The organism is Bradyrhizobium sp. KBS0727 (assembly GCF_005937885.2).
Taxonomy (GTDB): Bacteria; Pseudomonadota; Alphaproteobacteria; order Rhizobiales; family Xanthobacteraceae; genus Bradyrhizobium.
On record NZ_CP042176.1, the window covers coordinates 1,901,671 to 1,928,405 of the forward strand.

The 26,735-nt window shown below is 61.5% G+C and carries 22 protein-coding genes and 1 pseudogene; 8 read left to right on the forward strand and 15 right to left on the reverse strand.

What is annotated here, in order from left to right; genetic code table 11:
- Window positions 1-242 precede the first annotated feature (242 nt).
- Genes FFI89_RS08770 through FFI89_RS08795 form a run of 6 tightly spaced genes read right to left on the reverse strand, consistent with a single transcriptional unit; the run spans window position 243 to window position 6,350 of the window.
- A complete protein-coding gene (locus tag FFI89_RS08770; RefSeq protein ID WP_210249090.1) occupies window positions 243-1,526 on the reverse strand; it encodes a GlxA family transcriptional regulator in 1,284 nt (427 codons plus the stop codon).
- Window positions 1,527-1,562: 36 nt separating this feature from the next.
- On the reverse strand, window positions 1,563-2,282 hold the full coding sequence (locus tag FFI89_RS08775; protein ID WP_138834736.1) for an ABC transporter ATP-binding protein: 720 nt from the start codon (window positions 2,280-2,282) through the stop codon (window positions 1,563-1,565).
- Window positions 2,279-3,070 (reverse strand): ABC transporter ATP-binding protein, encoded by a 792-nt coding sequence (locus tag FFI89_RS08780; protein ID WP_138834738.1) that lies wholly within the window; start codon window positions 3,068-3,070, stop codon window positions 2,279-2,281. Before FFI89_RS08780 ends, FFI89_RS08775 begins: the two co-directional genes overlap by 4 nt.
- A complete protein-coding gene (locus tag FFI89_RS08785) occupies window positions 3,070-4,233 on the reverse strand; it encodes a branched-chain amino acid ABC transporter permease (RefSeq protein ID WP_138834740.1) in 1,164 nt (387 codons plus the stop codon). The genes FFI89_RS08780 and FFI89_RS08785 overlap by 1 nt, the downstream gene beginning before the upstream one ends.
- On the reverse strand, window positions 4,230-5,141 hold the full coding sequence (locus tag FFI89_RS08790; RefSeq protein WP_138834742.1) for a branched-chain amino acid ABC transporter permease: 912 nt from the start codon (window positions 5,139-5,141) through the stop codon (window positions 4,230-4,232). Before FFI89_RS08790 ends, FFI89_RS08785 begins: the two co-directional genes overlap by 4 nt.
- A 24-nt stretch (window positions 5,142-5,165) precedes the next feature.
- Window positions 5,166-6,350 (reverse strand): branched-chain amino acid ABC transporter substrate-binding protein, encoded by a 1,185-nt coding sequence (locus tag FFI89_RS08795; RefSeq protein ID WP_138834743.1) that lies wholly within the window; start codon window positions 6,348-6,350, stop codon window positions 5,166-5,168.
- Between the two features lie 267 nt (window positions 6,351-6,617).
- Between FFI89_RS08795 and FFI89_RS08800 the strand changes: the two genes are divergently transcribed.
- The 8 genes from FFI89_RS08800 to glyA all read left to right on the forward strand — a co-directional run bounded on the left by FFI89_RS08800 (window position 6,618) and on the right by glyA (window position 16,074).
- On the forward strand, window positions 6,618-7,595 hold the full coding sequence (locus FFI89_RS08800) for a dipeptidase (protein WP_138834745.1): 978 nt from the start codon (window positions 6,618-6,620) through the stop codon (window positions 7,593-7,595).
- Between the two features lie 2 nt (window positions 7,596-7,597).
- Window positions 7,598-8,125 (forward strand): 4-vinyl reductase, encoded by a 528-nt coding sequence (locus FFI89_RS08805; RefSeq protein ID WP_138834747.1) that lies wholly within the window; start codon window positions 7,598-7,600, stop codon window positions 8,123-8,125.
- A 98-nt stretch (window positions 8,126-8,223) separates the two neighbouring features.
- The gene (locus FFI89_RS08810; protein WP_138834749.1) at window positions 8,224-9,474 is read left to right on the forward strand and encodes a sarcosine oxidase subunit beta family protein; all 1,251 of its coding nucleotides are present in this window, start codon (window positions 8,224-8,226) and stop codon (window positions 9,472-9,474) included.
- Between the two features lie 18 nt (window positions 9,475-9,492).
- Window positions 9,493-9,795 carry a sarcosine oxidase subunit delta gene (locus FFI89_RS08815; RefSeq protein WP_138834751.1) on the forward strand — a complete coding sequence of 101 codons (303 nt, stop codon included), beginning with the start codon at window positions 9,493-9,495 and terminating at the stop codon, window positions 9,793-9,795.
- Window positions 9,792-12,797 carry a sarcosine oxidase subunit alpha gene (locus tag FFI89_RS08820; protein ID WP_138834753.1) on the forward strand — a complete coding sequence of 1,002 codons (3,006 nt, stop codon included), beginning with the start codon at window positions 9,792-9,794 and terminating at the stop codon, window positions 12,795-12,797. The genes FFI89_RS08815 and FFI89_RS08820 overlap by 4 nt, the downstream gene beginning before the upstream one ends.
- Entirely contained in the window at window positions 12,790-13,356 is a 567-nt protein-coding gene (locus FFI89_RS08825; RefSeq protein ID WP_138834754.1) for a sarcosine oxidase subunit gamma, read from the forward strand. Before FFI89_RS08820 ends, FFI89_RS08825 begins: the two co-directional genes overlap by 8 nt.
- 29 nt (window positions 13,357-13,385) lie before the next feature.
- On the forward strand, window positions 13,386-14,759 hold the full coding sequence (locus tag FFI89_RS08830) for an L-serine ammonia-lyase (RefSeq protein WP_138834756.1): 1,374 nt from the start codon (window positions 13,386-13,388) through the stop codon (window positions 14,757-14,759).
- Between the two features lie 10 nt (window positions 14,760-14,769).
- Window positions 14,770-16,074 carry a serine hydroxymethyltransferase gene (gene glyA, locus FFI89_RS08835; RefSeq protein ID WP_138836200.1) on the forward strand — a complete coding sequence of 435 codons (1,305 nt, stop codon included), beginning with the start codon at window positions 14,770-14,772 and terminating at the stop codon, window positions 16,072-16,074.
- 7 nt (window positions 16,075-16,081) lie between these two features.
- Here glyA and FFI89_RS08840 read toward each other — a convergent pair whose 3' ends face one another.
- The 9 genes and pseudogenes from FFI89_RS08840 to FFI89_RS08875 form a co-directional block, all read right to left on the reverse strand.
- Window positions 16,082-16,579, reverse strand: coding sequence for a prolyl-tRNA synthetase associated domain-containing protein (locus FFI89_RS08840; RefSeq protein ID WP_138834758.1), 498 nt, complete (start codon window positions 16,577-16,579; stop codon window positions 16,082-16,084).
- A gap of 436 nt (window positions 16,580-17,015) precedes the next feature.
- Complete coding sequence (locus FFI89_RS35335) at window positions 17,016-17,981, reverse strand: recombinase family protein (RefSeq protein ID WP_371722504.1); 966 nt, start codon at window positions 17,979-17,981, stop codon at window positions 17,016-17,018.
- A gap of 105 nt (window positions 17,982-18,086) precedes the next feature.
- A pseudogene (locus FFI89_RS35340) lies at window positions 18,087-18,528 on the reverse strand (recombinase family protein); the annotation flags it as partial.
- On the reverse strand, window positions 18,506-18,835 hold the full coding sequence (locus tag FFI89_RS08850; protein WP_138836202.1) for a DUF2924 domain-containing protein: 330 nt from the start codon (window positions 18,833-18,835) through the stop codon (window positions 18,506-18,508). The gene FFI89_RS08850 and the pseudogene FFI89_RS35340, both read right to left, overlap by 23 nt.
- 81 nt (window positions 18,836-18,916) lie before the next feature.
- On the reverse strand, window positions 18,917-19,285 hold the full coding sequence (locus tag FFI89_RS08855; protein WP_138834760.1) for a VOC family protein: 369 nt from the start codon (window positions 19,283-19,285) through the stop codon (window positions 18,917-18,919).
- Between the two features lie 1,527 nt (window positions 19,286-20,812).
- Window positions 20,813-22,141 (reverse strand): ISNCY family transposase, encoded by a 1,329-nt coding sequence (locus FFI89_RS08860; protein ID WP_168212837.1) that lies wholly within the window; start codon window positions 22,139-22,141, stop codon window positions 20,813-20,815.
- A gap of 56 nt (window positions 22,142-22,197) precedes the next feature.
- Entirely contained in the window at window positions 22,198-22,965 is a 768-nt protein-coding gene (locus FFI89_RS08865) for an enoyl-CoA hydratase/isomerase family protein (protein WP_246669391.1), read from the reverse strand.
- Window positions 22,966-23,006: 41 nt separating this feature from the next.
- Window positions 23,007-25,004, reverse strand: a complete 1,998-nt coding sequence (locus FFI89_RS08870; protein WP_138834762.1) for a biotin carboxylase N-terminal domain-containing protein — start codon at window positions 25,002-25,004, stop codon at window positions 23,007-23,009.
- 19 nt (window positions 25,005-25,023) lie between these two features.
- A complete protein-coding gene (locus tag FFI89_RS08875; RefSeq protein ID WP_138834763.1) occupies window positions 25,024-26,631 on the reverse strand; it encodes a carboxyl transferase domain-containing protein in 1,608 nt (535 codons plus the stop codon).
- Window positions 26,632-26,735: the final 104 nt, after the last annotated feature.

The window sequence follows — 26,735 nt, forward strand, 5'->3', positions numbered from 1 at the left end:
AAGTGGCAACTCTACCGAGAATCTATCGAAAGTCTCCAGCCAGCACCGCAGAAATTCCCGTTTTGAGGAGACTTTGGGCGGAGACAATTTTCGATCCCACTGCTTGGTAGCTTGGCAGTGCCCTTGCGGACGGGTTTGCGGCAGCGAGTTTGCGATTGCAGCGCCGCAAACCCATCCACATCCCGCGAGGCATTCAGCACGCAATAGCGCCGCCGACGCGAGATTCGATCCAGCAAAATCGATCAGAAATACGGACGTCGTTCGCGCTGGAGGAAGCCGAGCGTTTCAAGATCGATTTCCGGTACAGGTGGTCTGGCCAAGGCGATTGAAACATCCGCGATGTTTGGCTTGCCTGTCACGGCATTTCGATCGGCCAGTGTTTTAGCGGCCGCGATGTGCAGGTCGGACATTGTATTGGATTGTGCGGCCTGCCAGCGATGGATCGCTAGCTTCATCGCAACCGGTCCTTCCCGGCGCAAGGTGGAAGGCGCGCAACCGAACGTTGCCCGGAATAGCCGATTGAAATGCGAGATGTCCGAAAAACCGCTTTCGGTCGCGACGGCGGTGATCGTCTTGTCGGAACTGGCGAGCAACCAGAGGCCATAGAACACCCGCAGATCGCGCGAAAACTCCTGGATGCTCTTGCCGACCATCTTGCGGAAGATGCGTTCAAGCTGTCGCTTTGATAGGCCGACGCTGTGCGCGATATCGTCGACCTTTTGAGGCGTGCTGAGGTTCTGCTCGATCTGCAGCATTGCGCGGCGCACGCGGGGATCGTCGACCATGCCGACGCTCGGGGGCTGCGGCTGCGCGCCCGCGGCAGGGCGGGCAGTGTCGGTCACCATGATGTGCAGGCTTTTCTGCGCGTGGCCGGGCCCGAGATGGCGCTCGACCATCCATGCGCCGAGATCCAGCGCCGCAAGGCCGCCGGCGCAGGTAACGAACTTGCCGTCCTCGACAAACAACTGATCGGCAACCGGAATGATGTCGCCATAACGCTCGACCAGATCCTGGAAATGATACCAGCTGACACAGCATCTGCGCCCGCTCATCAGCTTGGCTTCGACCAGCGCAAAGCTGCCGGTGCAGACGCCGGCGATCGACACGCCCTTTGCCGCCGCGTCGCGGAGAAATTCCAGGGTCTTGGGGTGATAGGTTGTATTGCGATCGATGAGTCCACCGATCACCACGATGTAATCAAACCGTTCGGGTTTGCTGAAAGTCTCCCACGGCAACACTTGCAGACCGCAGCTCGCGGTGACGGGATTGAGATCAGGCGCCAATATGCTCCACGAACATCGTTCCGGCCGGCTTCGATCGCCCTCGTCGGCGGCCAGCCGCAGCAGATCCACAATCGCCGAAAATGCAATCAATGTGAAATTGGGGATGAGCACAAAGCCAACTGAAAGCTGCCGACGCGGGCCTTTTCCAGATGCGGAACTGTTGCTGGAGCGGAGATCTATCATGGGCCTCGCATCAACGCTTGATCTGGTCGGGCAGTAAAGCACAACGATCAGATGCGTCAAAGCAAAAACCGGGCCAGCAACACGGGGATGACGGGATTATTGGGCGCCGCCGAAATAGGCCCGCTGCACCTCTGCATCGGCAGCGAGCACCCCCGGCGTTCCGTGCACCACGATCTGTCCCTGAGAGAGCACATAACCGTAGTGCGAGATCGCCAGCGTCTGGTTGACGTTCTGCTCGACCAGCAGGACCGTCACTCCGGTGTCGTTGATGCGCCGGATGACGTTGAAATTCTCCTGCACGAACAGCGGCGAGAGGCCGAGCGAGGGCTCGTCGATGATCAGCAGCTTCGGCTCCGTCATCAGGCCGCGCCCGATCGAGACCATCGCCTGTTCGCCGCCAGACATCGTGCCGGCAAGTTGTTTGGCGCGCTCCTTCAGCCGCGGGAACGTCTCGTAGACCTTCTCCAGCTGCACCCGTGTCGCGTTTTCGGAACTGTTCAGATATCCGCCGACCCGCAGATTCTCTTCGACCGTCATCTTCGCAAAAATGCGCCGACCCTCGGGGATGCAGGCGATGCCGAGTCCGACAATCTCGTGGGTCTGCATGTGGTCGAGCGTGGCGCCCTCGAACGCAATGGAGCCCGCGCGCGGCGGCGTCAGCCGTAGGATCGAGCGGATCAGCGTCGATTTGCCGGCGCCGTTCGAGCCGAGGATGCAGGTGATGGTGCCGGGGACGACCTCGATCGACAGCCCCGACAGCACGTCGGCGCGGTCATAGGCAGTGTAGATGTCCTGAACGATCAGCCGGCCTGTCATGACTGCCCCAGATAGGCTTCGCGGACCACCGGGTCGGCGGCGACGTCGCGGAATTTGCCTTCGCATATTTTCTTGCCGTAGTTCAGCACCACGCAGCGATCAGTTACCCGTTCGATCAGGCCCATTTCGTGTTCGACAATGATGATGGCCAGGCCGCCGAGCGATTTTCGAATACCGAGGATCTCGTCGACGACCTGATCGGTTTCGTCATGGGTCATGCCGGCGGAGGGCTCGTCCAGCAGCACGAGTTTCGGCTTGCCGATCAGCGCCCGGCAAATCTCGACGCGGCGGCGGTCGATCATGCCAAGCGAAATCGCCGGTTCAAACAGCTTGTCGGCGAGCGCAGGATTGAACACGTGCAATAGCTCGCGGGCCTCTGCCGCGATCGCAAGCGCTTCGGCCGCGAATTCCTTGCGGCGGACCAGATTGTGCCACAACCCGTTACTGAGGCGTTTTTGCGCGCCGAGCGCGATGTTGTCGAACACCGACAAGGGAAGGCACAGGCGGGAGCGTTGAAACGTTCGCGCCAGCCCGTGGTTAGACAGGCTCTGCGCGCTGGCGGTGGTGATGTCGAGGCCTTCGAACCTGATGCTGCCCGCACTGGCGGAATAGACACCGCTGATGACATTCAGGAATGTGGTCTTGCCCGACCCGTTAGGGCCGATCAGGCCCAGTACTTCGCCATGACGAACGTCGATATCGAGTTCGTTCAGCGCCAGCAGGCCGCCGAAGCGCACCGTCAGTCCGCGGCTTTCGAGCAGGGTGTCGGGAGTGGAGGCTGCCGTCATCAGCGCGTCTCCATGCGCAGCGCACGCACGCGGCGCGCCACGAGGCCGTCGGGCCGCGCGATCAGGATGATGATCACGAGAATGGCGTATAGCAGCAAGCGATATTCCTGGATGAATTGCAGTTTCTCGGGCAGCAGCACCACGATCAGCGCGGCCGGCAGGACACCCCAGCGATTGCCGATGCCGCCGAGGATGACGATCGACACCATCACCAGCGAGTCACCGAACGTGAAATTGGCGGGGGCGATGAAGCCGGTCATCTTTGCGTAGACTGCGCCCATCAGGCCGGCGAGGAAATTGCCGAGCGTAAATGCAAGTATTTTCCAGGTGCCGATTCTGAGGCCGAAAACGGAGGCCGCGGTCTCGTCGAGGCGCACGACGTCGAGCCAGACGCCGATCCAGGATTTGTCGAGCAGGCCCGCCAGGATCATCGCCAATGCCGTCAGGACACCGGTCAGGATCACGTAGTTGACATAGAATGAGAAGGTGAAGCCCAGGATGTGAAGATCGTTGGAAAAATTCCAGCCGAACAAATTGATTCCCGGAATCTTCAAGCCCTGCGGGCCGCCCAGCAGCTCGTTGGCGTCGAGGAAGACGTTGAACAGCACGCCGAAAGCCAGCGTCGTTAGCGCTGCATAATGTCCACGGGTGCGCAGCACCGGCAGGATCAGCAGCGAGCCGATGAAGACCGCGACCAGTCCGCCGCCAAGGAGAACCAGCGCATCGGGCAGGCCGCCCTTCTGGCCAAGCATCGCCGCGGTATAGCCGCCAGTGCCGACGAAGGCTGCGGCGGCGAAATTGGTCAATCCCGCATAGCCCATCTGAATCGTCAGGCCGATACAGACGGTGGCATAGATCAGGACCGTGGCCACCATCAGCAGGCCGAAATTATCATCCCGCAGAACGAACAGCACCGCCACGGCGGCGATCAGGATCAGGCCGCGCAGCAGCCATGGGTTTTCCGACGCCGCGGCCTCGGTCGCGGCGACGCCGCCGAAGCGCGCCGCCGCAAGGCAGATCGCGGCAATACCGGCCAGCGCAAGACCAAGAATTTTCTGGTTGTCGATCAGCACCAGCGTGGCCAGCGCCGCGGCGGCAAACGCCACCGCGGTGATCAAGGGCCAGACGGCGACCGGCTTATTCTGAGGGGAAGGTGCGGTCATACTCGCTCGCTTCCCCGTTCGGCGAGCAGGCCGGTCGGCCGCCAGGTAATCAGCATGATGATCAGGACGAAAGCGAACACGTTCTTGTAGTCGCTCATCGACGGGATCGCCGCGACCACGAAGGTCTGCAGACCGGCAAACAGGTAGCCGCCGACGATGGCGCCCCAGATATTGCCGAGGCCGCCGACGATCGCTGCGGTGAAGCCGATGACCGCGAGCAGCAGCCCCATGCCGTAATTGATCTCGCTGTAATAGAGGCCATAGATCGTGCCGGCGAAACCCGCGGTGATCGATCCCAGCGCGAAGGTCAGCGGGATCACCCGCGCGAAATTGATGCCCATGGTGCGCGCGGTCTCGACGTCTTCGGCGACCGCGCGCATCGCCAGCCCGAATTTGGTCCGGTTGATGATCCAGTAGACCACGCCGATCGAGGCGATCCCGGCAACGATCAGGATCAGCGCGTCAGTGCGGAAGAACGAACTGCCGATATTGAAGCCGCCGGAGGGCAGCAATTCGGGAAAGCGCTGCGGGTTGGTGCCGTTGGGGAAGAACAGCCGGATTGCCTCGCGCAGCACGGTGCCGACCATCATCGTCATCAGCAGCATGTTGAGCGGCGGCGCGTTGCGCAGCGGCATGATGAGGAAGTGCGAAATACCGGCTCCGGCCACCGCCGACAGCAGCATGGCTGCGGCAAACGCTGCAACGAATTGCATTGGGACCGATAGCCCCAATGAGTGCGTCGCCCAGACGGCGACAAGTCCTCCGAAGGCGCCGAGCGTGAGCACGTCGCCGTGGGAGAACTTGATGACGTTCATGACGCCGAAGAAAATCGTGAAACCCATGGCCACGAGGCCATAGATTGTCCCCTGCATCATGCCGTTGAGCAGGTGTTGGCCAATCATGCCCATGGGATTCTTTCCTGCGTTGATGGCTCAGGGAAGGTTCTTGAGCTTACGCTTGCCTGCGGCGTATTCGCTGTCTTCCCAGACCACCCATTTGCCGTCCTGCACAACATATTTGGTGGTCAGCGGCGTGATATTCTGGCCGTGATCGTCGAAGGTGATCGGGCCGACGACGGACGGGCGGTCCTTCACATTGCCGAGGTCTTCGGTGATCTTGGCACGATCCGGACCGACCTTCTCGATCGTCTCCATCACCAGATTAGTGGCGATGAAGGCGAAGGGACCATAGGCTTCCGGCGGTTCGCTGTAACCGGCGGCCTTGTAGGCGTTGGTGAACATCTTGCCGCCCGGCATCTTCGTGATCGGCGGGCTGTCGAAGAAGGTCACGGTGCCTTCGGTAAGTTCAGGGCCGGCGGCGTTGATGAAGGCGTCGCCCATAATGCCGGAATTGCCCTCGAACTGCGCGTTGATGCCGAACTTCGCCATCTGCGTACGCAGGCGCGCGCCGAGTGGCGTCAGGCCGCCGAAATAAATGACTTCCGGATTGAGCTCCTTGATCTTGGTGAGTTCGGCGGAAAGGTCCTGCTGGTCCGGCGGCACGGAGAAGGTGCCGAGGATGTCATTGCCGTTTTCAAGCGTGAACTGGGTGAAATACTTGTTCATCGACTTGCCGTAGTCGGTGGAGTCCACGAAGGATACGAACTTCTTGTAGCCGCGGGCCTTCATGAATTCGGCGCCGATGCGGTTCTGGCCGATCAGAATGCCGCTGACGCGGTGAACTTCGGGAAATTTGTTGGCGTAGGTGATTTCCGGCAGCACCGCCGCCCACACCACCATCGGCAGCTTGAAGCGGTTGAAGATGTCGACCGTGGCGATCGCGGTCGCCGAGCAGTAATGCGGGACCGCGGCGACGATGGAGCGGTCCGAGGCGATCTTGGTGACGACCTGGACGCCGATGTTCGGCTTGCATTCGTCGTCGAGCACGACCAGTTCGTAGTCGTATTTGGTGTTCGGGTCGGCATTCATCAGTTTCACGGCCAGTTCGGCCGAATTGCGGCCGCCGATCCCGTGGGGGGACAGCGCGCCGGTGAGCGGTCCGACGAACGCGATCTTGACCTTGTCCTTGGCAAAAGCCGCGTCAAAGCCGCCAAAAGCGAGCGGTAACAAGCTCGCTGTGGCAAGTGCGGCGAAAGCTCGCTTGGTAATCGTCACCATTGCTGATCTCCAAGATTATTCGAAGACCGAACGCTAGGCGGTCCCGGAAATCCCGAGCTAGCACGCACGCGCGCTTGGACTTGGACGAATGCGCCATCCCGGGCCAATAGGCGCCGGGGGCGGCCCTGCGACGCTTCTGTCCCAGTCCGATGGCGCGAATGTCCTATCGGCTGGATCGGCGCCGGCCGAACAATCGCGGCATTGAATAGATGCGACAACTTGTACGCACAGCCGCGGGCGTCGCGCAAGCCGCCGAAAGGAAACCACATGGCCTCAAATCTGCATGAGACGTCGGTTGTCATTGACGGACTGATCATCTCCGATTTCGGGCGTTCTGTCTTCGAGGACATGCGGAAGGGCGGCCTGACCGCCGCCAACTGCACCTGCTGCGTCTGGGAAGGCTTTACCGAAACGATGCGCAATGTGATGCGCTGGAAGGCCTGGTTTCGCGAACACGGCGACATCCTGAAGCAGGTTTATACCACCGCCGACATTCTGAAGGCCAAGGAAGAGGGCAAGACCGGCATCATCCTCGGCTGGCAGAACGTTACGGGGATCGAGGACCAGATCGGCTATCTCGGCCTGTTCAAAGAACTCGGCGTCGGCATCATCCAGATGGCCTACAACACCCAGAACCTGGTCGGCACCGGCTGCTACGAGACCAAAGACGGCGGTCTGTCGGATTTCGGCCGCGAGGTCGTCGCCGAGATGAACCGGCTCGGCATCCTCTGCGACCTCTCCCATGTCGGCGCAAAGACCAGCGAGGATGTGATTCTCGCCTCCAAGCAGCCGGTGGCCTATTCGCACTGCCTGCCGGCCGGTCTGAAGGCGCATCCGCGCAACAAGAGCGACGAACAGTTGAAATTCATCGTCGACCACGGCGGCTTCGTCGGCGTCACCATGTTTCCGCCGTTCCTGAAGCGCGGCCCGGCCGCCAATGTCGATGATTACGTCGAGGCGATCGAATACGTGATCGACATCTGCGGCGAGGGCAATGTCGGCATCGGCACCGATTTCACGCAAGGGTACGGCCAGGAATTCTTCGACTGGATTACCCACGACAAAGGCTATGCCCGCCGCCTGACCAATTTCGGCGACGTCATCAATCCCGAAGGGCTGCGCACCATCGGCGAATGGCCGAACCTGACCGCGGCGATGGAAAAGCGCGGCTGGAAGGCCGCGCGCATCGAGGCGGTGATCGGCAAGAACTGGTTCAACCTGCTCCACACCGTGTGGGGAGCCTGATCATGGGCAAGCCGCAGGTCGATATCCAGGTCGACGACGCAACCGGCCGCTGGTCGGTCGATGCGCTGCCGATGATCCTGGTGCCGCAACACTTCTATCTCAACAACCACTATGCCGTCGAAGCGGCTTTGGGCGCGGAAAAGCTGGAAGCGGTGCTGCGGCCGGCCGGACATCGCTCGGCCTATTTCTGGTGCGAAAAGGAGGCCGCGCATCACGGCATGAGCGGTATCGAGGTGTTTCACCACTACATGCGGCGTATCACGCAGCGCGGCTGGGGCCAGTTCGAGGTGCTCGATGTCGCGCCGGAGGCCGGCACCGCGCATGTGCTGCTGGGCAACTCCGCCATGGTCGACGAGGCCCATCGCAACAGTGGCCGCAAGCTTTGCTACATGTTCGCGTCGTGGCTCGAAGGCTCGCTGGAATATGTCGCCGCGAGCGCCGGCCGGAAGCAGACCCTGACGGCCCGTGAAGTCTATTGCCAGGCCGAAGGCACCCACGACCACTGCCTGTTCGAGGTCACGCCGGTCTAGGGCCGGATGTCGCTTCTGTCCTACCCGCACGGCTGCCGCATGCTCGCCGAACCGGCGTCGAGGCGGCAGTATGGCCCTTCATGGTGAGAGCCGCCCCGATGCAAAACTATTCCGCGTTTTCATTGTTCAAACAGGCGCTTGGCGGTCATGCCGGGTGGCAGCGGCAGTGGCGTTCGCCGGAGCCCAAGGCAGAATACGACGTCATCATCGTCGGCGCAGGCGGCCATGGCCTCGCGACCGCGCATTATCTCGCCAAGGAACACGGCATCACCAATGTCGCGGTGCTCGAGAAGGGCTGGCTCGGCGGCGGCAACACCGGCCGCAACACCACGATCATCCGCTCCAACTACCTGTTCGACGAAAGCGCCGCGCTTTACGAACATGCGCTGAAGCTGTGGGAAGGCCTGTCGCAAGATCTCAACTACAACGTCATGTATTCGCCGCGCGGCGTGCTGATGCTGGCGCACAACATCTACGACGTGCAGAGCTTCAAGCGTCACGTTCACGCTAATCGCCTTAACGGCATCGACAATGAATGGCTGAGCGCGGAGGAGTGCAAGGAGTTCTGCCCGCCGCTGAACATCGGCGCGATGCGCTATCCGATTCTCGGCGGCGCCCTGCAGCGGCGCGGCGGTACCGCGCGCCACGACGCGGTGGCCTGGGGCTATGCCCGCGCCGCCGACGCCCGCGGTGTCGACATCATCGAGAATTGCGAGGTCACTGGGATTCGCCGCGGCGTCAACGGCGCGGTCGAAGGCGTCGAGACCTCCCGCGGTTTCATTCGTGCCAAAAAGGTTGGCGTTTCAGCCGCGGGCCATACCAGCGTTGTGCTCGGTATGGCCGGCGTTCGCCTGCCGCTGGAGAGCTATCCACTGCAGGCGCTGGTGTCCGAGCCGGTCAAGCCGGCGTTCCCCTGCGTGGTGATGTCCAACACCATCCATGCTTACATCTCGCAGTCGGACAAGGGCGAGATGGTGATCGGCGCCGGCACCGACGCCTACACCTCCTATTCGCAGCGCGGTGCGCTGCATATCGCCAGCCACACGCTGGATGCGATCTGCGAGCTGGTGCCGATGTTCCGTCGGCTGCGCATGCTGCGCAACTGGGGCGGCATCGTCGACGTGACGCCGGATCGTTCGCCGATCATCGCCAAGACGCTGGTCCCCGGGCTCTACGTGAATTGCGGCTGGGGTACCGGCGGATTCAAGGCGACACCGGGCTCCGGCAACGTGTTCGCCTGGACCATCGCCAGGGACGAGCCGCACCGGATCAATGCGCCCTTCACCATCGAACGTTTCCGCGACGGCATCCTCATCGACGAGGCCGCCGCCGCCGCCGTCGCCCATTAAGCGCAGGACTTCGCGATCATGCTTCTCATCACCTGTCCTCATTGCGGTCCGCGCGCCGAGCTGGAATTCAGCTATGGCGGCGAGGCGCATATCGCGCGCCCCGTCGATCCCTCCGGCCTCGACGACGAGGCCTGGGCGACCTTCCTGTACATGCGCTCCAATCCGAAGGGCATTCACGCTGAGCGCTGGCGGCATCTGCACGGCTGCGGCCGCTTCTTCAACGTGCTGCGCGACACCATCAGCGACACCATCGCGACCACCTATCCCGCCGGGCAGCCACGCCCCGAGCTATCGTCCGATGGCAAGGAGACCGCGCGATGAGCGGCCATTTCCGCATTCCGTCCGGAGGCCGCGTCGCGCGCGACCAACCCGTGCGCTTCAGCTTCGATGGCAGGAGCTACCAGGGTTTTGCCGGCGACACGCTGGCTTCGGCGCTGCTGGCCAATGGCGTGCATCTGGTCGGACGCTCGTTCAAATATCATCGCCCGCGCGGCATCGTCACCGCCGGTTCCGATGAGCCCAATGCCTTGGTTGGCGTCGGTGCCGACGATGCGCATTACACGCCGAACCTGCGGGCGACACAGGTCGAGATTTACGAAGGACTGGTGGCGGAAAGCCAGAACCGCTGGCCATCGCTGGGATTCGACGTCGGCGCCGTGAACGAAATGTTTGCGCCGTTCCTGACCGCGGGGTTTTACTACAAGACCTTCATGTGGCCGCCGGCTGCATGGAAGAAGATCTATGAACCGCTGATCCGCCGTGCCGCGGGCCTAGGGCGCGCGCCGGAAAAGCAGGACGCCGACCGCTACACCCAGATCTATGCGCATTGCGACGTGCTGATCGTCGGGGCAGGTCCCGCGGGTCTCGCAGCCGCGCTGGCAGCCGCCGCAACCGGCGCAAAGGTTTTCGTCTGCGACGAGCAGGCCGAGATGGGTGGCTCATTGCTTGCGGACACAAGCGCGACCATCAACGGCCTTCTGGCCGGCGACTGGATTGCCAGGGCGCTGGCCGATCTCGCTGCGCGCCCCAACGTCACGTTGATGCCGCGCACCACCGCGTTCGGCTGGTATCCGCACAATTTCCTCGGGCTCTGCGAACGCGTCACCGATCACGTGGCCAAGGCCGATCCGAAATTGCCGCGCGAGCGGCTGTGGCAGGTGCGCGCCAGGGAAGTTGTTCTGGCGACCGGCGCGCTCGAGCGGCCGCTGGTGTTTCCGGATAACGACCGGCCCGGCATCATGATGGCCGAAGCCGCGCGCATCTATGCCAACCGCTTCGGCGTCAAGCCGGGCAACAAGGCTGTCGTGTTCACGGCCTGCGACAGCGCCTATCGCGCTGCGCTCGACCTGAAGGCTGCCGGTGTTGCCATCGCGGCCATCGCCGATCTGCGCGCGACACCGAGCGGCCCGTGGATCGACCGCGCCCGCGACGCCGGGATCGATGTCCGCACCGCGACCGTCGTGACCGGGACGAGCGGACGTTTGCGTGTCGGTTCCGTCAGCCTTGGCAAGCAGGATGTGTATGGGCGGGGCGGTCGCTCCGAAACCATCGCCTGCGATCTGCTGTTGATGTCCGGCGGATTCACGCCGAGCGTCCATCTGTTTTCGCAATCGCGCGGCAAGCTGGTTTATGACGAAGCATTGCAGGCCTATCTGCCGGGCACGTCGGTCGAACGCGAGCGATCGGTCGGCGCCTGCCGCGGCGTCTATGATCTCGATGCCGTCCTGAACGATGGCGCGTCCGGTGGAATCAGCGCTGCGCAGGCGGCCGGCTTTGACGGTGCCGCCAGCCGCAGCATCACGGCCGAAGCTGATAGCGTCGGCACGAACGGCTTCATCGGCGTGACGCCGCATGGCGGTCATCCGTCGAAGACCCGCGCCTGGATCGATTTCCAGAACGACGTCACCGAGAAGGACGTCAGGCTCGCGATCCGCGAGGGGTTTCGCTCGATCGAGCACGTCAAGCGCTACACCACGACAGGCATGGCGACCGACCAGGGCAAAACCTCGAACATGAACGCACTCGGCCTGGTGTCGGAGACGCTGAAAATTCCGGTGCCCCAGGTTGGACTCACCACTTTCCGTCCACCCTACACGCCAACCACGTTCGGTATCTTCGCCGGCCAGTCGCGCGGCGATCTGTTCGATCCGCTGCGCAAGACGCCGATCCATGACTGGGCTGTGGCGCAGGGCGCTGTCTTCGAGGACGTCAGCTTGTGGAAGCGCGCGCATTATTTCCCGCAGCCTGGCGAAGACATGCATGCGGCGGTGGCGCGCGAATGCAAGGCGACGCGGCAGGCCGTCGGCATCTTCGATGCCACGACGCTCGGCAAGATTGAGGTGGTCGGCCGGGACGCCGCCGAACTGATGAACCGCATCTACACCAACGCCTGGACCAAGCTCGAGCCGGGCCGGCTGCGCTATGGCGTGATGCTGCGCGAGGACGGCTTTGTGATGGACGACGGCGTCGTCGGCCGCATGGCGCCGGACCGCTTTCACATCACCACCACGACCGGCGGCGCGCCGCGCGTGCTGGCGATGATGGAAGACTATATCCAGACCGAATGGCCCGATCTCGATGTCTGGCTGACCTCGACCACCGAGGAATGGGCCGTTATTGCCGTGCAGGGACCGCTGGCTCGCAAGGTGCTGGAGCCGCTCGTTGAAGGGATCGAAATGTCCCGCGAGGCGATGCCGCATATGAGCGTGCGCGAGGGCAAGATCTGCGGCGTGCCGACCCGGCTGTTCCGCGTCTCCTTCACCGGCGAGCTCGGTTTCGAGGTCAACGTGCCCGCCGGCTACGGTCGCGCGGTCTGGGAGGCGATCTTCGCCGCCGGCCAGCCCTACGGCATCACTCCGTACGGCACCGAAACCATGCATGTGCTGCGCGCCGAAAAGGGATTCATCATCGTCGGGCAGGAGACCGATGGCACGGTGACCCCGGACGACGTGGGCCTCGGCTGGGCGATCGGCAAGGCGAAGAAGGACTTCGTCGGCAAACGCTCGCTGGCGCGGCCGGCGATGGCGGCGATCGACCGCAAGCAGCTCGTCGGGTTGCTGACGGTCGATCCGAACACCGTGCTGGAGGAGGGCGCGCAGATCGTCGCCGATCCAAACCAGCCGATTCCGATGACCATGCTCGGCCACGTCACGTCGTCCTACTGGAGCGCGACGCTCGATCGCTCCATCGCGCTGGCGCTGGTGCGCGGCGGCCGCAGCCACATCGGCGAGCGTCTGTCGGTGCCGATGCCCGATGGGCCCGTGACCGTCGAACTGGTCGAGCCGATCTTCTACGATCCGAAGGGAGCGCGGCTCGATGCCTGATCTTGCCACACGCGAAAATTCGTTAGGCCGCCTTGCGTCTGCTACGCGCAACATTCCGTCAGCGACGCTCGCCGTGCTTCCCGATACCTCGAAACTGGTGTTCCGCGGCCGTCCGGCGGCGGTCGATGTTGCGGGCCGGGCTTTCGGTGTCCCGCTGCCGCGGAAAGCTTGCCGTTTTTCGGCGAAGAGCGACCGTGCCGCCTACTGGCTTGGCCCTGACGAGTGGCTGCTGCAAGCGGGTGGCGAAGCGCCCGAGGCTCTGTTTGCAAGCCTCGATGCCGCACTGGCCGGTCAATCCTGTTCGCTGGTTAACGTCAGTCATCGTTCAGAGGCCTTTGCGCTGTCGGGTCCTGAAGCTGCCTACATCCTCAATCACGGTTGCCCGCTCGATCTGTCGCTGGCGACCTTCCCGGTCGAAATGTGCACGCGCACGATCTTCGGCAAGGCCACGATAATGCTGTCGCGTCCCGCGCCGGATGTCTTCCACATCGACGTTTGGCGCTCGTTCGCGCCCTATGTCTGGCAGTTGCTCGACGAGGCCCGCCGCGAATTCGCTTAAGGGCGCTTCCCTACTCAGCAGGCAATGCGATGATCGGCGTCTTTGAGTTGTTCAAGATCGGCATCGGCCCGTCGTCCTCGCACACGATAGGGCCGATGAAGGCCGCGAATGCCTTCGCGGCGACGGTTGCCAAGCTGGATATCCTGGCCCGCGTTGACCGCGTGCGCGTCGATCTGTTCGGCTCTCTCGCCTGGACCGGCAAGGGCCACGGTACCGACAAAGCCGTGATGCTCGGACTTTCCGGCGAAAGTCCCGATACCATCGATCCGGATACGGCTGACAGCATTGTCGCCGGCGTTCGCGAGCGGAAAACACTGCGATTTTCCGGCCGTCGGACTATCGCATTCGATGCGGCGAAAGATATCGTCTTCGACGGCGTGGGGGCCACGCCGCATCATCCCAACACATTGGCCATGACGACGCTCGATGCGCACGGCAACGTGCTGCTGAGTGAACGCTGGTGTTCGATCGGCGGCGGCTTCGTGGTTCGTGAAGACGAGATCGGGTTGCCTCGGCCTGAAACCGAAGAGCCGCAGCCTTACCCGTTTCGCTCGGGCCGCGACCTGCTGGCACTCGGTGTCGCTTCGGGCCGCAGCATCGCCGAGATGATGATGGCCAATGAAGTCAGCCGACGTCCGGCCTCCGATGTTGAGGCCTACCTCGACCGCGTTGCCATGGTGATGATGACCTGCATCGACCGCGGCATGGTGACAGATGGCGAACTGCCTGGCGGTTTGAACGTCCGTCGGCGGGCCCCGGGGATGCGCCGCAAGCTCGGCGAGGCAACCGGCTTGAACAACCGGTCGTCACATGAAGTGATGGACTGGGTAAGTCTCTATGCCATCGCGGTGAACGAAGAGAACGCCGCCGGCAGTCGGGTCGTGACTGCGCCCACCAATGGCGCGGCCGGGATTGTTCCGGCAACGCTGCGCTACTATCGCGATCATTGCGCCGGAGCCGATGTCGAAGGTGAACGTTGCTTCTTGCTGACCGCATCCGCCATCGGCGCGCTGTTCAAAATGAACGCGTCCATCTCGGGTGCCGAAGTCGGCTGCCAGGGCGAGGTTGGCAGTGCCTGCTCGATGGCTGCGGCGGGCCTTGCGGCGGTTCTTGGCGGCACGAATGAGCAGATCGAGAATGCTGCCGAAATCGGTATGGAGCATCATCTCGGCATGACCTGCGATCCGATCGGCGGCCTGGTGCAGGTCCCCTGCATCGAGCGCAACGCGTTCGGAGCGATCAAGGCGATCAACGCCGCGTCTCTCGCGCTGAATGGTGACGGCGTGCATGTGGTGTCACTCGATAAGGTCATCGCGACCATGCGCGAGACCGGTCGGGACATGCAGTCGAAATACAAGGAGACCTCGCTCGGAGGTCTCGCCGTCAACCTTCCCGAATGCTGAAGGAGCCGCTATGACAAAATACGAGATCAACCAGTTTTTCAGCACCGATATTGCCGACGCCGATCCGGCGATCGCGGCCGTCATCGCCGGCGAACTGGGCCGCCAGCGCGATGAGATCGAGCTGATTGCATCGGAGAACATCGTGTCGCACGCTGTTCTGCAAGCGCAAGGCTCGGTGCTCACCAACAAATATGCCGAGGGCTATCCGGGCCGCCGCTACTACGGCGGTTGCCAGTTCGTCGATGTCGCCGAGGAGATCGCCATCGCGCGCGCCAGGGAATTGTTTGGCTGCGCCTTTGCCAATGTCCAACCAAACTCCGGCAGCCAAGCCAATCAAGCGGTGTTCATGGCACTCATGCGTCCGGGCGACACATTCATGGGCCTCGATTTGGCAGCCGGTGGCCACCTGACCCATGGCGCCAGGCCCAACATGTCCGGCAAATGGTTCAACGTGGTCAGCTATGGCGTGCGCCCGGAAGATCAACTCATCGACATGGAAGCGCTGGAGCGTCTGGCTCATGAGCACAAGCCGAAGGTCATCATCGCGGGCGGCTCCGCCTATTCGCGGTTCTGGGACTTCGCCCGCTTCCGCGCGATTGCCGATGCTGTCGGCGCCTATCTGTTCGTCGATATGGCCCATTTTGCCGGCCTCGTGGCCGGCGGCGTGCATCCCTCGCCGTTTCCGCATGCCCATGTGGTGACGACGACAACCCACAAGACATTGCGCGGCCCGCGTGGCGGCATGATTTTGACCAATGACGAAGCATTGGCGAAGAAGCTCAATTCGGCGATCTTTCCGGGACTTCAGGGCGGGCCGCTGATGCATGTGATTGCGGCCAAGGCTGTGGCCTTCGGTGAGGCTCTCACCCCGGAATTCCGAACCTACGCGCGGGATGTCGTGGACAATGCCAGGGCATTGGCTGAGACGCTGAAACGCATGGGCTACGCTATCGTCTCCGGGGGCACGGACAATCACCTCATGCTTGTCGATCTGCGGCAGAAAGGTTTAACCGGCAAGATCGCTGAAGAGGCCCTTGGCCGCGCCGGTATCACTTGCAACAAGAACGGTATTCCTTTTGATCCGGAAAAGCCGACCGTGACATCCGGAGTTCGGCTTGGAACCGCGGCGGCGACGTCGCGCGGTTTCGGCGTCGCGGAGTTTGAGGTCATTGGCCGCCTGATCGCAACAGTGTTGGATGCCGTCGCAATCTCGAACAGCGGCGCTGCGCCGGGCGTTGAGGAAGCTGCGAAAGGCGAGGTGGCCGCGCTCACGCAAGCCTTCCCGATCTACGGCTTGCGCCCGTCGGCCCGATAGCGAGCGCCTACCCGTCGTCTGGAAACGAAACGTGCAAGGGCGTGTGCGCCGTTGCGGACAAAAATGCAGCAACCCCTTCCGGCGAAAGCGAGGTTGTAAATTGATTGCTCAACGGATGACAGTTGATCAGTGAGGCCTTCAGCAGGGCTTCGTCGAGCACTATTGTCACCCGCTTCTCGGTGTCGTTGACGGCGGCGAGAAGGGACACCGACCCCGGAGTAACGCCAAGGTTCTGCATCAGCGCGTCCGGAGATCCAAAGGATAACCCTCCCTTGGCTCCAATCCGCGACCCAAGCGCCTTGAGATTGATCCGGGTCTCTTCACAGGTAACGACAAGGAAGAAATTTTTCTTGCTGTCCCGAAGAAACAAATTCTTGGTATGAACACCCGGGATATTTCCTCGAAGCTCGCGCGATTCATCGACCGTATGAACGGGGGCGTGCTCGTAGGTCTTGGCTGTGATGCCAAGCCGTTCGAGATAGCTCAGGACTTCTTCGCTTTGCATTATATCCGGGACGCAATTCTGGAAATGAACTGAAGTCCTCCTCCTGGCGTGAGCAATAGTCGTCCGTGATACTAACGTCAAACTGCTTGGTTGTTCAACACACCGCAAAGCAGACAACGGTCACTTCCAGAGACGCGATGGATGGACGCCACGATTGACGGCAAGCAGCTGGGGTTATGCGATATCCCTCCATTTTTTTGCAAGAGAGGCTTTTGCGGCAGCCTGCGACGTTCGACCGGGCCAAATCATTTCAGCTCTTGCAGCAACTTCCGCGCGTCAGCCAGCAACGCCTGAATCCGCTTTCGTTCGGCGATTGCGACCTTTGTGAACAGGCCGTGCTTGCGCGCGTTCTGGTTTCCCCTTGGTGCGCCGAAAAAGTTCCATGGGACAAGTAAGGCATCGCTTCATAAAATTCCATAACATTCGATAGCCGAATTCAGCCGACCGATCGACGCTGCTCCGACCATGACAGGGGCAGCAGTTTGGGGATGTGCTTCAGCTCGATAGTCGCTTCACCGTCAAGAACGGCTTTGGTTAGATCCGGTCTGACGAACGCCAACCGCAGTCCTTGCCGAATAACTTTAGGATGGAGGTCCGCTGCTGCGGCGAGATCCTCTATGGACGCATGACGCCCGCTAGATAGGTGGTCGAGCCAGGCATGGGCCCGGACAATTGACTTCAGGAGCTTTTGATCGACCTTGGCCTCCGACGGCGTAAGTACTTGCGCGGCGCCCTTCGGCTTTGGAGTCCACGGAATCTCAATCGAGCTTCGTTTTCCATTTGATTGTTTTAACGCCAACCGAATCCACCTGTCCGACACGGCGATCGTTTCGACGTGAGCAAGAACCTTGTCTTTGGGCAGTTGGAGCTTTTCGGCAAGCGCGGCCTCGACAAGACTTTCGATCTCCGGCGCCGAGACCCGGGTGACGGAACCGGCCGCATGCCTTCGACCACGGAGCGCGGTGCTCACGTAGAAACGGTAGCGAACGCCATTTTTGCTGGAAAAACTCGGCCCCATGCGGTTGTCCTTGTCGTCAAAGAGCTTGCCCTGGAGCAGAGCGCCACTTTCTGAGAATTTGACCTTGCGCTTCACGGTATTGGATTTCAGCAGTTCCTGCGCGCGGTCGAATGTAGAGCGGTCCATGATCGCTGGATGCTCTCCCTTGAACCATTTGCCGGCGTAATGGGTTTCTCCGATGTAAATACGATTCTTGAGGAAGTGGGCGAGGGGACCATAGGTGAATGGAATACCGCCGTTATATTTGGCGACTTTGGTGTTGCGGCGCTTGGTCACAATCTTCCGACGGTCAAGTTCGCCAACGAGCTTGCCGAATGACCCCAGCTCCAGATAAAGACGAAAAATCGTTCGGACGGTCTCGGCCTCGGATTTGCTGATGACCAGCTTCTTATCCTTGGCCTCGTAGCCGAGTGGGACGGTGCCACCGGTCCATTTGCCCTTACGGCGGCTCGCGGCGACTTTGTCTCGAACCCGCTCGGCTGAAAGCTCCCGCTCGAATTGGGCAAATGAGAGTAGGACGTTCAGGGTCAACCGACCCATTGATGTGGTGGTGTTGAACTGTTGGGTGACGGCGACAAACGAGACGGATTTGGCGTCAAAGGCCTCAACCAGCTTTGCAAAGTCAGCGAGCGAGCGGGTGAGGCGGTCGATCTTGTACCACGATCACGTCGACCTTGTCGGATTCGATGTCGGCTAGAAGCCTCTTCAAAGCGGGGCGGTCGAGGTTGCCGCCCGAGAATGCGGGGTCGTTGTATTGCTGGGGAAGGGCCTTCCATCCCTGAAAAGCCTGGCTCTTGATATAGGCCTCACAGGCCTCTCTCTGGGCGTCCAGCGAGTTGAACTCCTGGTCGAGACCATGTTCGGTAGATTTGCGGGTGTAGATGGCACACCGGAGTGTTTTGGAGGAGTCATTTGCCAAGGTCGTCTCCATTTTCAGACTGCGACGGCCTCAATCCAAAGAATCGAGGACCATTCCATCTCGTCCCGGTGATTTTGGTGGCGATCTCCGAGAGGGTATCGAAGGTTTTGCCGTCATAGCCGAACCCGCTTTGGAGCACCGCGACACGATAGGTCTTTCGATTCCAAGTCCGCACCAGCTCGGCACCGGGCTTGATGCGCCGGGGCGATTCTAGGCGCCCATTGGGTTTGGCTACTGCAGACTTCACAAGCTGCTCCAAAAGCCGCCGAGTGGCGGCCGGAAGGCCGCCATAGGCCTTTTCCTGGATGCGTTGGGCTATGCTGCGGCGGAGTTTCCGCGGATCATCGGAGCACCATACGCTCTCCCAGCGCCTCTTGGAATGGCAGGCCGCTTCGAGCTGCTATTGGAGGGAAACCGGGAGCAAAGGCCGAGCGAAACTGAGTTCGTGGCCATCGGGGTCAATTAGGTGGAAGAAGCGCTCACCCCATTCGGCATCGCGGGGCACGGAAGCTGGCTGGTATCCTGCTGCGAGCGCGCGGTCGTAAAGTGCGTCAACATCGGCAACGTAGAAGATTATCCGCCCCCACCAGGACCAGCGCCGCCCGGCAGGCTGGGCGATGAGATTGAGATAGCTCGTCCCTGCTCGAAAGCTGGTGAATGAAGACTCTTCGCCGCCATGCAGGACCTCAAACCCTAGCGCGCGGTAGAATCGGACGGCTCGTGGCATTTCGTGGGTGCCCAGTGTGACCGCGCTAATCCCCTCGATCATGGATGGAACGCTCCCGTTTGATTTCCCTGCGCCGTTGCCACCGGCCCCAGACTGGCAATTGGCGGCGGACGCTCACCGCATCGGGTGGGAGCTTCCGGTTTCGCAATTTCCGCGAGGCGCTTACCTTCCTTCCAAATATCTGCGAATTAACTCGTGTTTGAGACCCCTCGCGGCGCATAATCAAACAATCACCGCTCCGCCTCCTAGGCATTACCGGTGACAGAGAGTGTTGCGCTCCCGCCGGTTCGAGGGAAGCATCATGCCCCAATCTCAACGCTTGCCGTCCGTCATTCCATTCGCTGCAATTGAGCGCCCCGCCTGTCCAAACTGCAAGGCCCGTATGATGCTCGTCAGCATCGAGCCAGTACGCGTCCGGGGCGTCGACTTGCATACGTTTGAATGCGCTGTCTGCAATCAGGTACTTACGACCTTTGCCGCGTTTGAAGACCCCATGAAGTCCAAGTCCCTTGGACGCTGGCTTCAAGGCGATTTGCACCCACGGCAGTAAGGCCCGCCGGCGTGAACCGGCGGATCGGGACTAGCTCGCGCCCTTGTTGTCTCCGGCTGGCTACCGTAGGCGTCTCGGAGCCACAGGGCTCAAGGGGCCGTCCGCGCTAAACGCGCGCAAGCCGCCGGGCTTCCCCAGCGGCTCAAGCGTTGCGTAGCGATGTGGTGCGACGCGCAGCGTCGCGTGGCGGAACGTTGCGATGCGCCGAGGCGCATCGCGTTGCCTACCGTGATGTCGATAAGTCCTACGCGTCTCATCGACGACCCTAACGTGGTGCAGTCGCGAGGTGACTTCAAGACAGCGTTGCTGCCATAAAACGTGCGCCATCTGTTTATGATGCCATCTCTTTATGATCGTGCCTAAGAAGACCGCAACTGCCTGGTCCCCGTCGCTGCAATGCTCTGTAGGACCGATACGGCGGTCTGCGGTCGTTTCTGTGTGAAACGATGTGGTCCCTCACGTCGCCACATGAACGACGCAGCTAGCGGTCCCAAAAAAATCGTTCGTTAGTTAAAAAAGACTTTTCAACACTATCGGCACTTTTCGGAGTTGGTAACTGCGTCTCGCGATGTCCGTTCATCGGCCGATATTGTTGCAAAAGTCTTTTTGGGGTGGCGAACAAAAATCCTTAGAGCCACTGAGGCGTTTTACCCGCCGCGGCGTGAGGGACCATATCGTTTCATCCAGAATCGATCACGGGTCTCAGTAGTGGCGCTGAAGAACGATGCAGCAGCAGAGAAGTCCAAAGATCAGCTCTTGCGAGATTTTTGCGGTCATTCGATTTTCGACTTTTGCGACAAAATCGGCACAAAGCAGACTTTGCATTCGGTTTTTTGCCGTGTAATTGGGTGCTGTCGCCTGTCGCCGCCAATTAGGGAAGTCACGATTTGAGCCAGTTAGAAATGTCACTCGGGTGGGGGTAGGTTAGCCGCCTTTCCTTTGGTTGGGGTTGAGTTTTGTTGGCTCGAGAGGGCGCGCGTGAAGCCTTCAGATAGCGTAGCGCGCCGCCCGGGCGCTATCTATCCGACCTTGAACATGTGGTTCTTTTGACCTCGTCGCCGCGGCGCCTTGGCGGAACGGGACATGTCGAGTTCCTTCTGCTGCTCGGCGATATAGGCCAGGATCGGCCCTAGTCGTTTGTTCTCGACGAGGGCGGCCTGGTTGACCTGCGGGCGCTTGTCGAAAGTGCGGTAGGGTAGATCGACGCCGTTGTAGCGGATCGCCAGCCGCCCATCAGGGTAGTCAATCACGGTGACCCGCTTGCGCGCCAGCGACCGTGCGATCTTGGTTGGCTCGAGAATGAAGAGCACCTGGTCATACTGCAGCGTCAGGTTCACCGAGACCGAGCGCTCTTCCTTCCAGGCGAAAGCATCATCGATATCTTCATGACTGGCGAGCGGCCGATGCAGGTCGCGATCCTCTAACGGCGCTTTGCCAAAGCGCGCATTGTACTTCTCCATGAACGCCGGCAGGAATGCGTTGCCGGCCTCAATCGTATCGATGCCGCTTAATCGCATCTCCTTGACCAACCGGTCCTGCAGCGTGCCATTGGCCCGTTCGACACGGCCCTTGGCCTGCGAGGAGTTGGCGCAGATGATGTCGATATTGAGCGCATGCAAAGCCCGTCCGAACTGGGTCATGCCATCGCCGCGGACCGCATCCTTCTTGTTGACCCGGAACACGCCGTGCTTGTCCGAATAGAACGCCACCGGCTTGCCGTAACGTTCTAGATAGGCTCGGGTCGCCGCAAAATAGTCGAAGGTGTTCTCGCTCTCGACAAACTGCAGATGCATCAGTCGGCTGGTGGCGTCGTCAATGTAGACGAGCAGGGTGCATTGCGGTCCGCGGCCCTCGAACCACCAGTGCTCCGACCCGTCAATCTGGATCAGCTCGCCACAACAATCCCGCCGGTACCGCGGCTGGTGAACAGCCTTCAATCGCGCTCGGCGGTCCTTCCACAACGAGCTCGCGCCCGGGCCGGAGAGCAGGGCAATCTTGTTGCGTTCCTTGACCATGCTGTGGACCGCAATGGCAATGCCCGAATTCGGAATGTCGGCCACGGCGTCCACCTTGCCATTGTCGAACCAGTTCCGGGCGATCTGCACGCCGACGTCGGTCTTCATCTGGTGGTCGGCGCTGATGATCTGGATAGGCTTGCCGAGAACGGTGGGCCCGAATTCTTCCACCGCCATTTTCGCGGCTTCGACTGAACCCGGCCCGCTAGTGTCGCGACCCCAGCTCGAGAGATCGGTCAGGACGCCAATACGGACAACATCATCCGAGATCTGTGCCGAGGCGGCCGATATGCTCGTTGCAAGGATGGCGCCGGCCAGGATGTAGCTCTTCAAGTTTCTCTCCCCGCTTTTTGCTTTTTATTGCGGCTCGCAGCCGCTGTTGGTTACAGTTACTTCTCGCCGAACCGTGGTTTGCGTTTCTCGAGAAAGGCATTGATCCCCTCGCGCGCATCCGCGTGCATCAGCAGGAACGGAAAGCCGTCGATTGCATGACGCATCTCGTCGCTACCGAGCCCACGGTTGTAGAACGACTTCGCCATCTCCACCGCGAGGCGCGGTTGCGCGGATATGCGATCCGCAAATGCAAGCGCCTCCCGAATGAGGATGTCGTCGGACACCACGCGTAAGGCGATACCGAGGCGGCATGCTTCGGCGGCACTGAGGGGATCGCCGAGGATGCTCATTTCCTTGGCCTTCGCCCGTCCGACGATGTCCTGCAACCGCACGATGGCAAATCCGGGCAGCAGTCCCAGCTTGATCTCCGGCACCGCGAAACGCGCGCTCTCGGCAGCGATGATGAAATCAGATGCGATCGCGAGCTCAAACCCGCCGCCATAGGCAATCCCGTTGACGGCCGCGATCACGGGCTTGCGCGTCCGTTCCGGCGCCGACAGGACTTCCATCGCGGCTACAAAGAACGCGCGTGCCTTTTCCGGCTCGAAGTCGAAGTTGCCGATGTCGGCGCCGGCGCAGAACGCCTTTCCGCCGCTGCCTGTCAGGATAATGGCGCGAATGGCCTCGTCTTCATCGGCGCGCTTCAAGCCGTCGACGATTCCTGCGCGAATGCCGATCGTCAGGGCGTTCAGCTTGTCCGGCTCGTCGAGCGTCAGGATCGCAACGCTGCCCCGGACCTCGTAATTGACGCTTCCCAACCGCATGACTTACTCCCTTGCATCACCCGTCGTTCAAGGCGGCAGCCTTACGAAGGGCGCTCCGGCTCCACGATGGCGACGACGACGTTGCGTTCCACGGTATCGCCAGGCTGAAAATAAACTGCCGTAACGAAGCCATCCATCTCGCTGGCGATCCGCAACTCCATCTTCATCGATTCCATCGCGACAGCGACCTCACCCGCCTTGATCGGGTCACCGACGGCGACGTTGACTTTCGAGATCAGGCCCGTCATCGGCGCGCGCAGTTCGCCGCTGACCTCGGCGGTTGCGCTGATATAGGTCAGGTAGGGGATGGCCGTCAGCGTATGGGCTCGGCGGCGATCGTGCAGGAAGATGGTCTGGTCGTCTTGATGGATGCGCACCGTTTCGATACGCGAGCCTGCGATCGCGGTAAAGTTCTGGTCCTGTAGCGCGACAAGTTTGACCGGAACCTGCTCGTCGTTGACGCCGATCAGCATCGATCCATCGGACTTCAGGGGACCGAAGCGGATCTCCGCACTGGCGCCGGCGCTTTCCAGGTGCAGAATTGGGATCGGCGAAAGACCCGCATCGCCCGCGTCCATTCGCCAGCCGGTAATCTGGCGTGACCGCCACGGGTCAGGGCTCGCCGGCTGACGCTGCCGCATCATCCAGTAATAGGCACCGAACGCCAGTACCCCGGCATCGACGCTCACGGGTTTTTCAACAAGCCCACTTAGCTGTTCATCGATCAGGCGCGTGTGGAAGGTAGCCTTGCGCGTTGCGGGCAACGCGATCAGGCGCTTGAGAAAATCCTGATTGGTGACGATTCCAAAGATCGATGTCTCGTCCAGCGCGCGGCTGAGCTTATCCAGCGCTTCGTCGCGGGTGTCTGCATAAGCGATGAGCTTGGCAAGCATCGAGTCGTAATAAGGCGTAACCTCGGAGCCGCTTTCGATTCCGGTCTCGACCCGTATGTCGGCCGCCGGGAAACTGACATAGGGAAGGTGGCCGGTCGACGGCATGAAATTGTTGTCGGGATCTTCGGCGCAGATACGCGCTTCGACCGCATGGCCGCTGGTGCTGACTTCGCCTTGCGTAAACCTCAGTCCCTCACCGGACGCGATACGAAGCATCGTCTCCACGATGTCGATCCCGGTAATCATTTCCGTGACGGGATGCTCGACCTGAAGGCGAGGGTTGACCTCCAGAAAATAGTAGTCGCTGCCGCTGACGATAAACTCGACCGTGCCGACCCCGCGATAGTGGAGACGCTCGCCGATCCGGACGGCGTCGGCGAGGATCCGGTCGCGGAGGACGTCGGGAAGGTTCGCGGCGGGCGCTTCCTCAATCAGCTTCTGGTGGCGCCGCTGCAGCGAGCATTCGCGCTCGAACAGATGGACAACATGGCCTTTGCCGTCCCCTGCGATTTGCACCTCGATGTGCCGGCCGCGCTCGACCAGCTTCTCCACGATCAGCCCGCCATGGCCAAAGGCGTTCCGGGCCTCCCGCTTCGCTGATTCGATTTCGTCGCGGAGCCCGTCGAACGACGAGATGGCTCGCATGCCCTTGCCGCCGCCGCCGGCCGCGGCCTTCAGCATGACGGGAAGTTTGAGCCTGCGCACGATCCGCTCGATCTCAGCGGCATCTTCGCTTGGAACCTGGCTGCCGGGTACGGTAGGTACACCGGCGGCGATCGCTTCCTGCTTGGCGGAGGCCTTGTCGCCGAGGCGTTCGATCGTTTCCGGAGCGGGCCCGATAAACACCATGCCGGCGGCCTCCGCCGCGCGGGCGAAGGCGGCATTCTCGGCCAGGAATCCAAATCCCGGGTGGATGGCCTCGGCGCCTGTCGCCTTCGCTGCTTCAATGACGGCATCCATCCGCAGATAGCTTTCGGACGCAGCCGCGCCGCCGATCTCGACGGATTCGCCGATGGTCCTGACATGCAGGGCGCTTCTATCGGCGACCGAGTGAACGCCGGACACGGCAACGCCGAGGCGCTGGCAGGTGCGCGCGATCCGGCAGGCGATCTCACCTCGATTGGCGATTAGTATTTTTCTGAACACCGGACCAAAATCTCTGTTGTCACATTCGGAGGACGCCGAAATCGCTGCGCTGCGGAGGCAAGCGGCCGGCGAGATCGAGGAGCAGCGCCATGACGCTGCGCGTTTCAAGCGGATCGATCACCATGTCGCACCAGGTATTGCGTGCGAAATTATAGGCGCTGGCGAATTCCTCGAAGCTCTTGCGGGTCGGGGCCATGTAGGCTTCGCGCTCCGCGTCGCTCCATTTGGTGCCGTCGCGCTTGTGGGCTTCATCCTTGACCATGGCCAAGGTGTTGGCGGCCTGGTCGGGCCCCATGATCGCGGAGCGGCCGTGCGGCCACATCATCATCGCATTGGGCTTGAAGGCGCGACCGCACATCGCGAGATAGCCGGCGCCATAGGCATTGCCGACGATCAGGGTATATTTCGGCACGTTGGCGCTCGCCATCGCGGTAACCATCTTGGCGCCATCCTTTGAGATGCCGCCTTCCTCCGCCTCGCGGCCGACCATGAAGCCGGTGACGTCGGCCATGAACAGCAGCGGGATGTTGCGCTTGCAGCAGAGGTCGATGAAGTGCGTTGCCTTCAGCGCGCTTTCGGAAAACAGAACGCCGTTATTGCAGAGGATGCCGATCTCGAATCCCATGATGCGGGCAAAGCCGGTCAGCAGCGTGTCGCCATAAAGCGGCTTGAATTCGTGAAACTCACTGTTGTCGACGAGGCGGGCGATGATCTCGCGATTGTTGGTCGGTACCCGCGGATCCGAGCTGATCAGGCCGTAAATATCCGACGGGTCGAACCGCGGTTCGCGCGCTGGCGCCACCGTCCACCGCTGCGTCGGTATTTCGCCGAGGTTGGCGACGATATCGCGGGTGATGGCGATCGCGTGGCCGTCGCTCTCGGCGAGATGATCGGTGACGCCGCTGACGCGGCTGTGCATCTCGCCGCCGCCGAGCGCTTCCACGCCGACTTCCTCGCGGGTCGCTGCAAATACCAATTGCGGGCCGCCGAGGAACATCGCGCCTTGATTGCGTACGATCACGGTTTCATCGCACAGCGCCGGGATATAGGCGCCGCCGGCGGTCGAGGGACCGTGCACGATCGCGATTTGCGGAATGCCCTCGCCCGACATCCGGACCTGATTATAGAAGATCGATCCAAACTGGCCTTCGTCGGGAAAGATGTTGGGCTGGTCCGGCAGGTTGGCGCCGCCCGATTGCACCATCGTCACGCAAGGCAGCCGATGCTGCCAGGCAAAGCGCTGGGCGCGGACATGCTTCTTGCAGGTGATGCCGTAGTAGGTCCCGCCCTTCACGGTAGGTTCGTTGGCGATGATCATGCACGGCCGGTTTGAGATCATCCCGACGCCGGTGATAATGCTTCCGCCGGGCGGAACGCCTTCGTACATCGCTTCGCCGGCGAGCTGACAAAACTCCAGGAACGGCGAGCCGGGATCGATCAACGCCGCGATACGCTCGCGCGGCAGCAATTGATTGCGTTCCTTGTGCAACCGACGCGCCCGCTCGGGTCCGCCGAGCGCGGCGGCGGACCGGCGCTTGTGCAGATCGGCTATTCTTTCGACGTAAGCTTGCCGGTTGCGGCGATACTCCTCGCTCGCGGTGGCAACGTCGGACTTCATGGTGGCCATTACGATGATCCTGGTAGCTGCTCCACCTTTAAGCAGGTGCATTTGCGGATTTCAATCTAACAATTGTTCAAAATCTAACAAATGTTAGAAAACGGGATAGGCGT

Bases quoted from the DNA above. Each gene is read 5' to 3' on its own strand.
- FFI89_RS08840 (WP_138834758.1), bottom strand. From the start codon at position 16,579: ATGCAAAGCGAAGAAGTCCTGAGCTATCTCGAACGGCTTGGCATCACA.
- FFI89_RS08875 (WP_138834763.1), bottom strand. From the start codon at position 26,631: ATGGCCACCATGAAGTCCGACGTTGCCACCGCGAGCGAGGAGTATCGC.
- FFI89_RS08820 (WP_138834753.1), top strand. From the start codon at position 9,792: ATGAGCGGCCATTTCCGCATTCCGTCCGGAGGCCGCGTCGCGCGCGAC.
- FFI89_RS08810 (WP_138834749.1), top strand. From the start codon at position 8,224: ATGCAAAACTATTCCGCGTTTTCATTGTTCAAACAGGCGCTTGGCGGT.
- FFI89_RS08775 (WP_138834736.1), bottom strand. From the start codon at position 2,282: ATGACAGGCCGGCTGATCGTTCAGGACATCTACACTGCCTATGACCGC.
- FFI89_RS08865 (WP_246669391.1), bottom strand. From the start codon at position 22,965: ATGCGGTTGGGAAGCGTCAATTACGAGGTCCGGGGCAGCGTTGCGATC.
- FFI89_RS08825 (WP_138834754.1), top strand. From the start codon at position 12,790: ATGCCTGATCTTGCCACACGCGAAAATTCGTTAGGCCGCCTTGCGTCT.
- glyA (WP_138836200.1), top strand. From the start codon at position 14,770: ATGACAAAATACGAGATCAACCAGTTTTTCAGCACCGATATTGCCGAC.
- FFI89_RS08795 (WP_138834743.1), bottom strand. From the start codon at position 6,350: ATGGTGACGATTACCAAGCGAGCTTTCGCCGCACTTGCCACAGCGAGC.
- FFI89_RS08790 (WP_138834742.1), bottom strand. From the start codon at position 5,141: ATGGGCATGATTGGCCAACACCTGCTCAACGGCATGATGCAGGGGACA.
- FFI89_RS08785 (WP_138834740.1), bottom strand. From the start codon at position 4,233: ATGACCGCACCTTCCCCTCAGAATAAGCCGGTCGCCGTCTGGCCCTTG.
- FFI89_RS08855 (WP_138834760.1), bottom strand. From the start codon at position 19,285: ATGATCGAGGGGATTAGCGCGGTCACACTGGGCACCCACGAAATGCCA.
- FFI89_RS08805 (WP_138834747.1), top strand. From the start codon at position 7,598: ATGGGCAAGCCGCAGGTCGATATCCAGGTCGACGACGCAACCGGCCGC.
- FFI89_RS08780 (WP_138834738.1), bottom strand. From the start codon at position 3,070: ATGACGGCAGCCTCCACTCCCGACACCCTGCTCGAAAGCCGCGGACTG.
- FFI89_RS08830 (WP_138834756.1), top strand. From the start codon at position 13,386: ATGATCGGCGTCTTTGAGTTGTTCAAGATCGGCATCGGCCCGTCGTCC.
- FFI89_RS08800 (WP_138834745.1), top strand. From the start codon at position 6,618: ATGGCCTCAAATCTGCATGAGACGTCGGTTGTCATTGACGGACTGATC.
- FFI89_RS08815 (WP_138834751.1), top strand. From the start codon at position 9,493: ATGCTTCTCATCACCTGTCCTCATTGCGGTCCGCGCGCCGAGCTGGAA.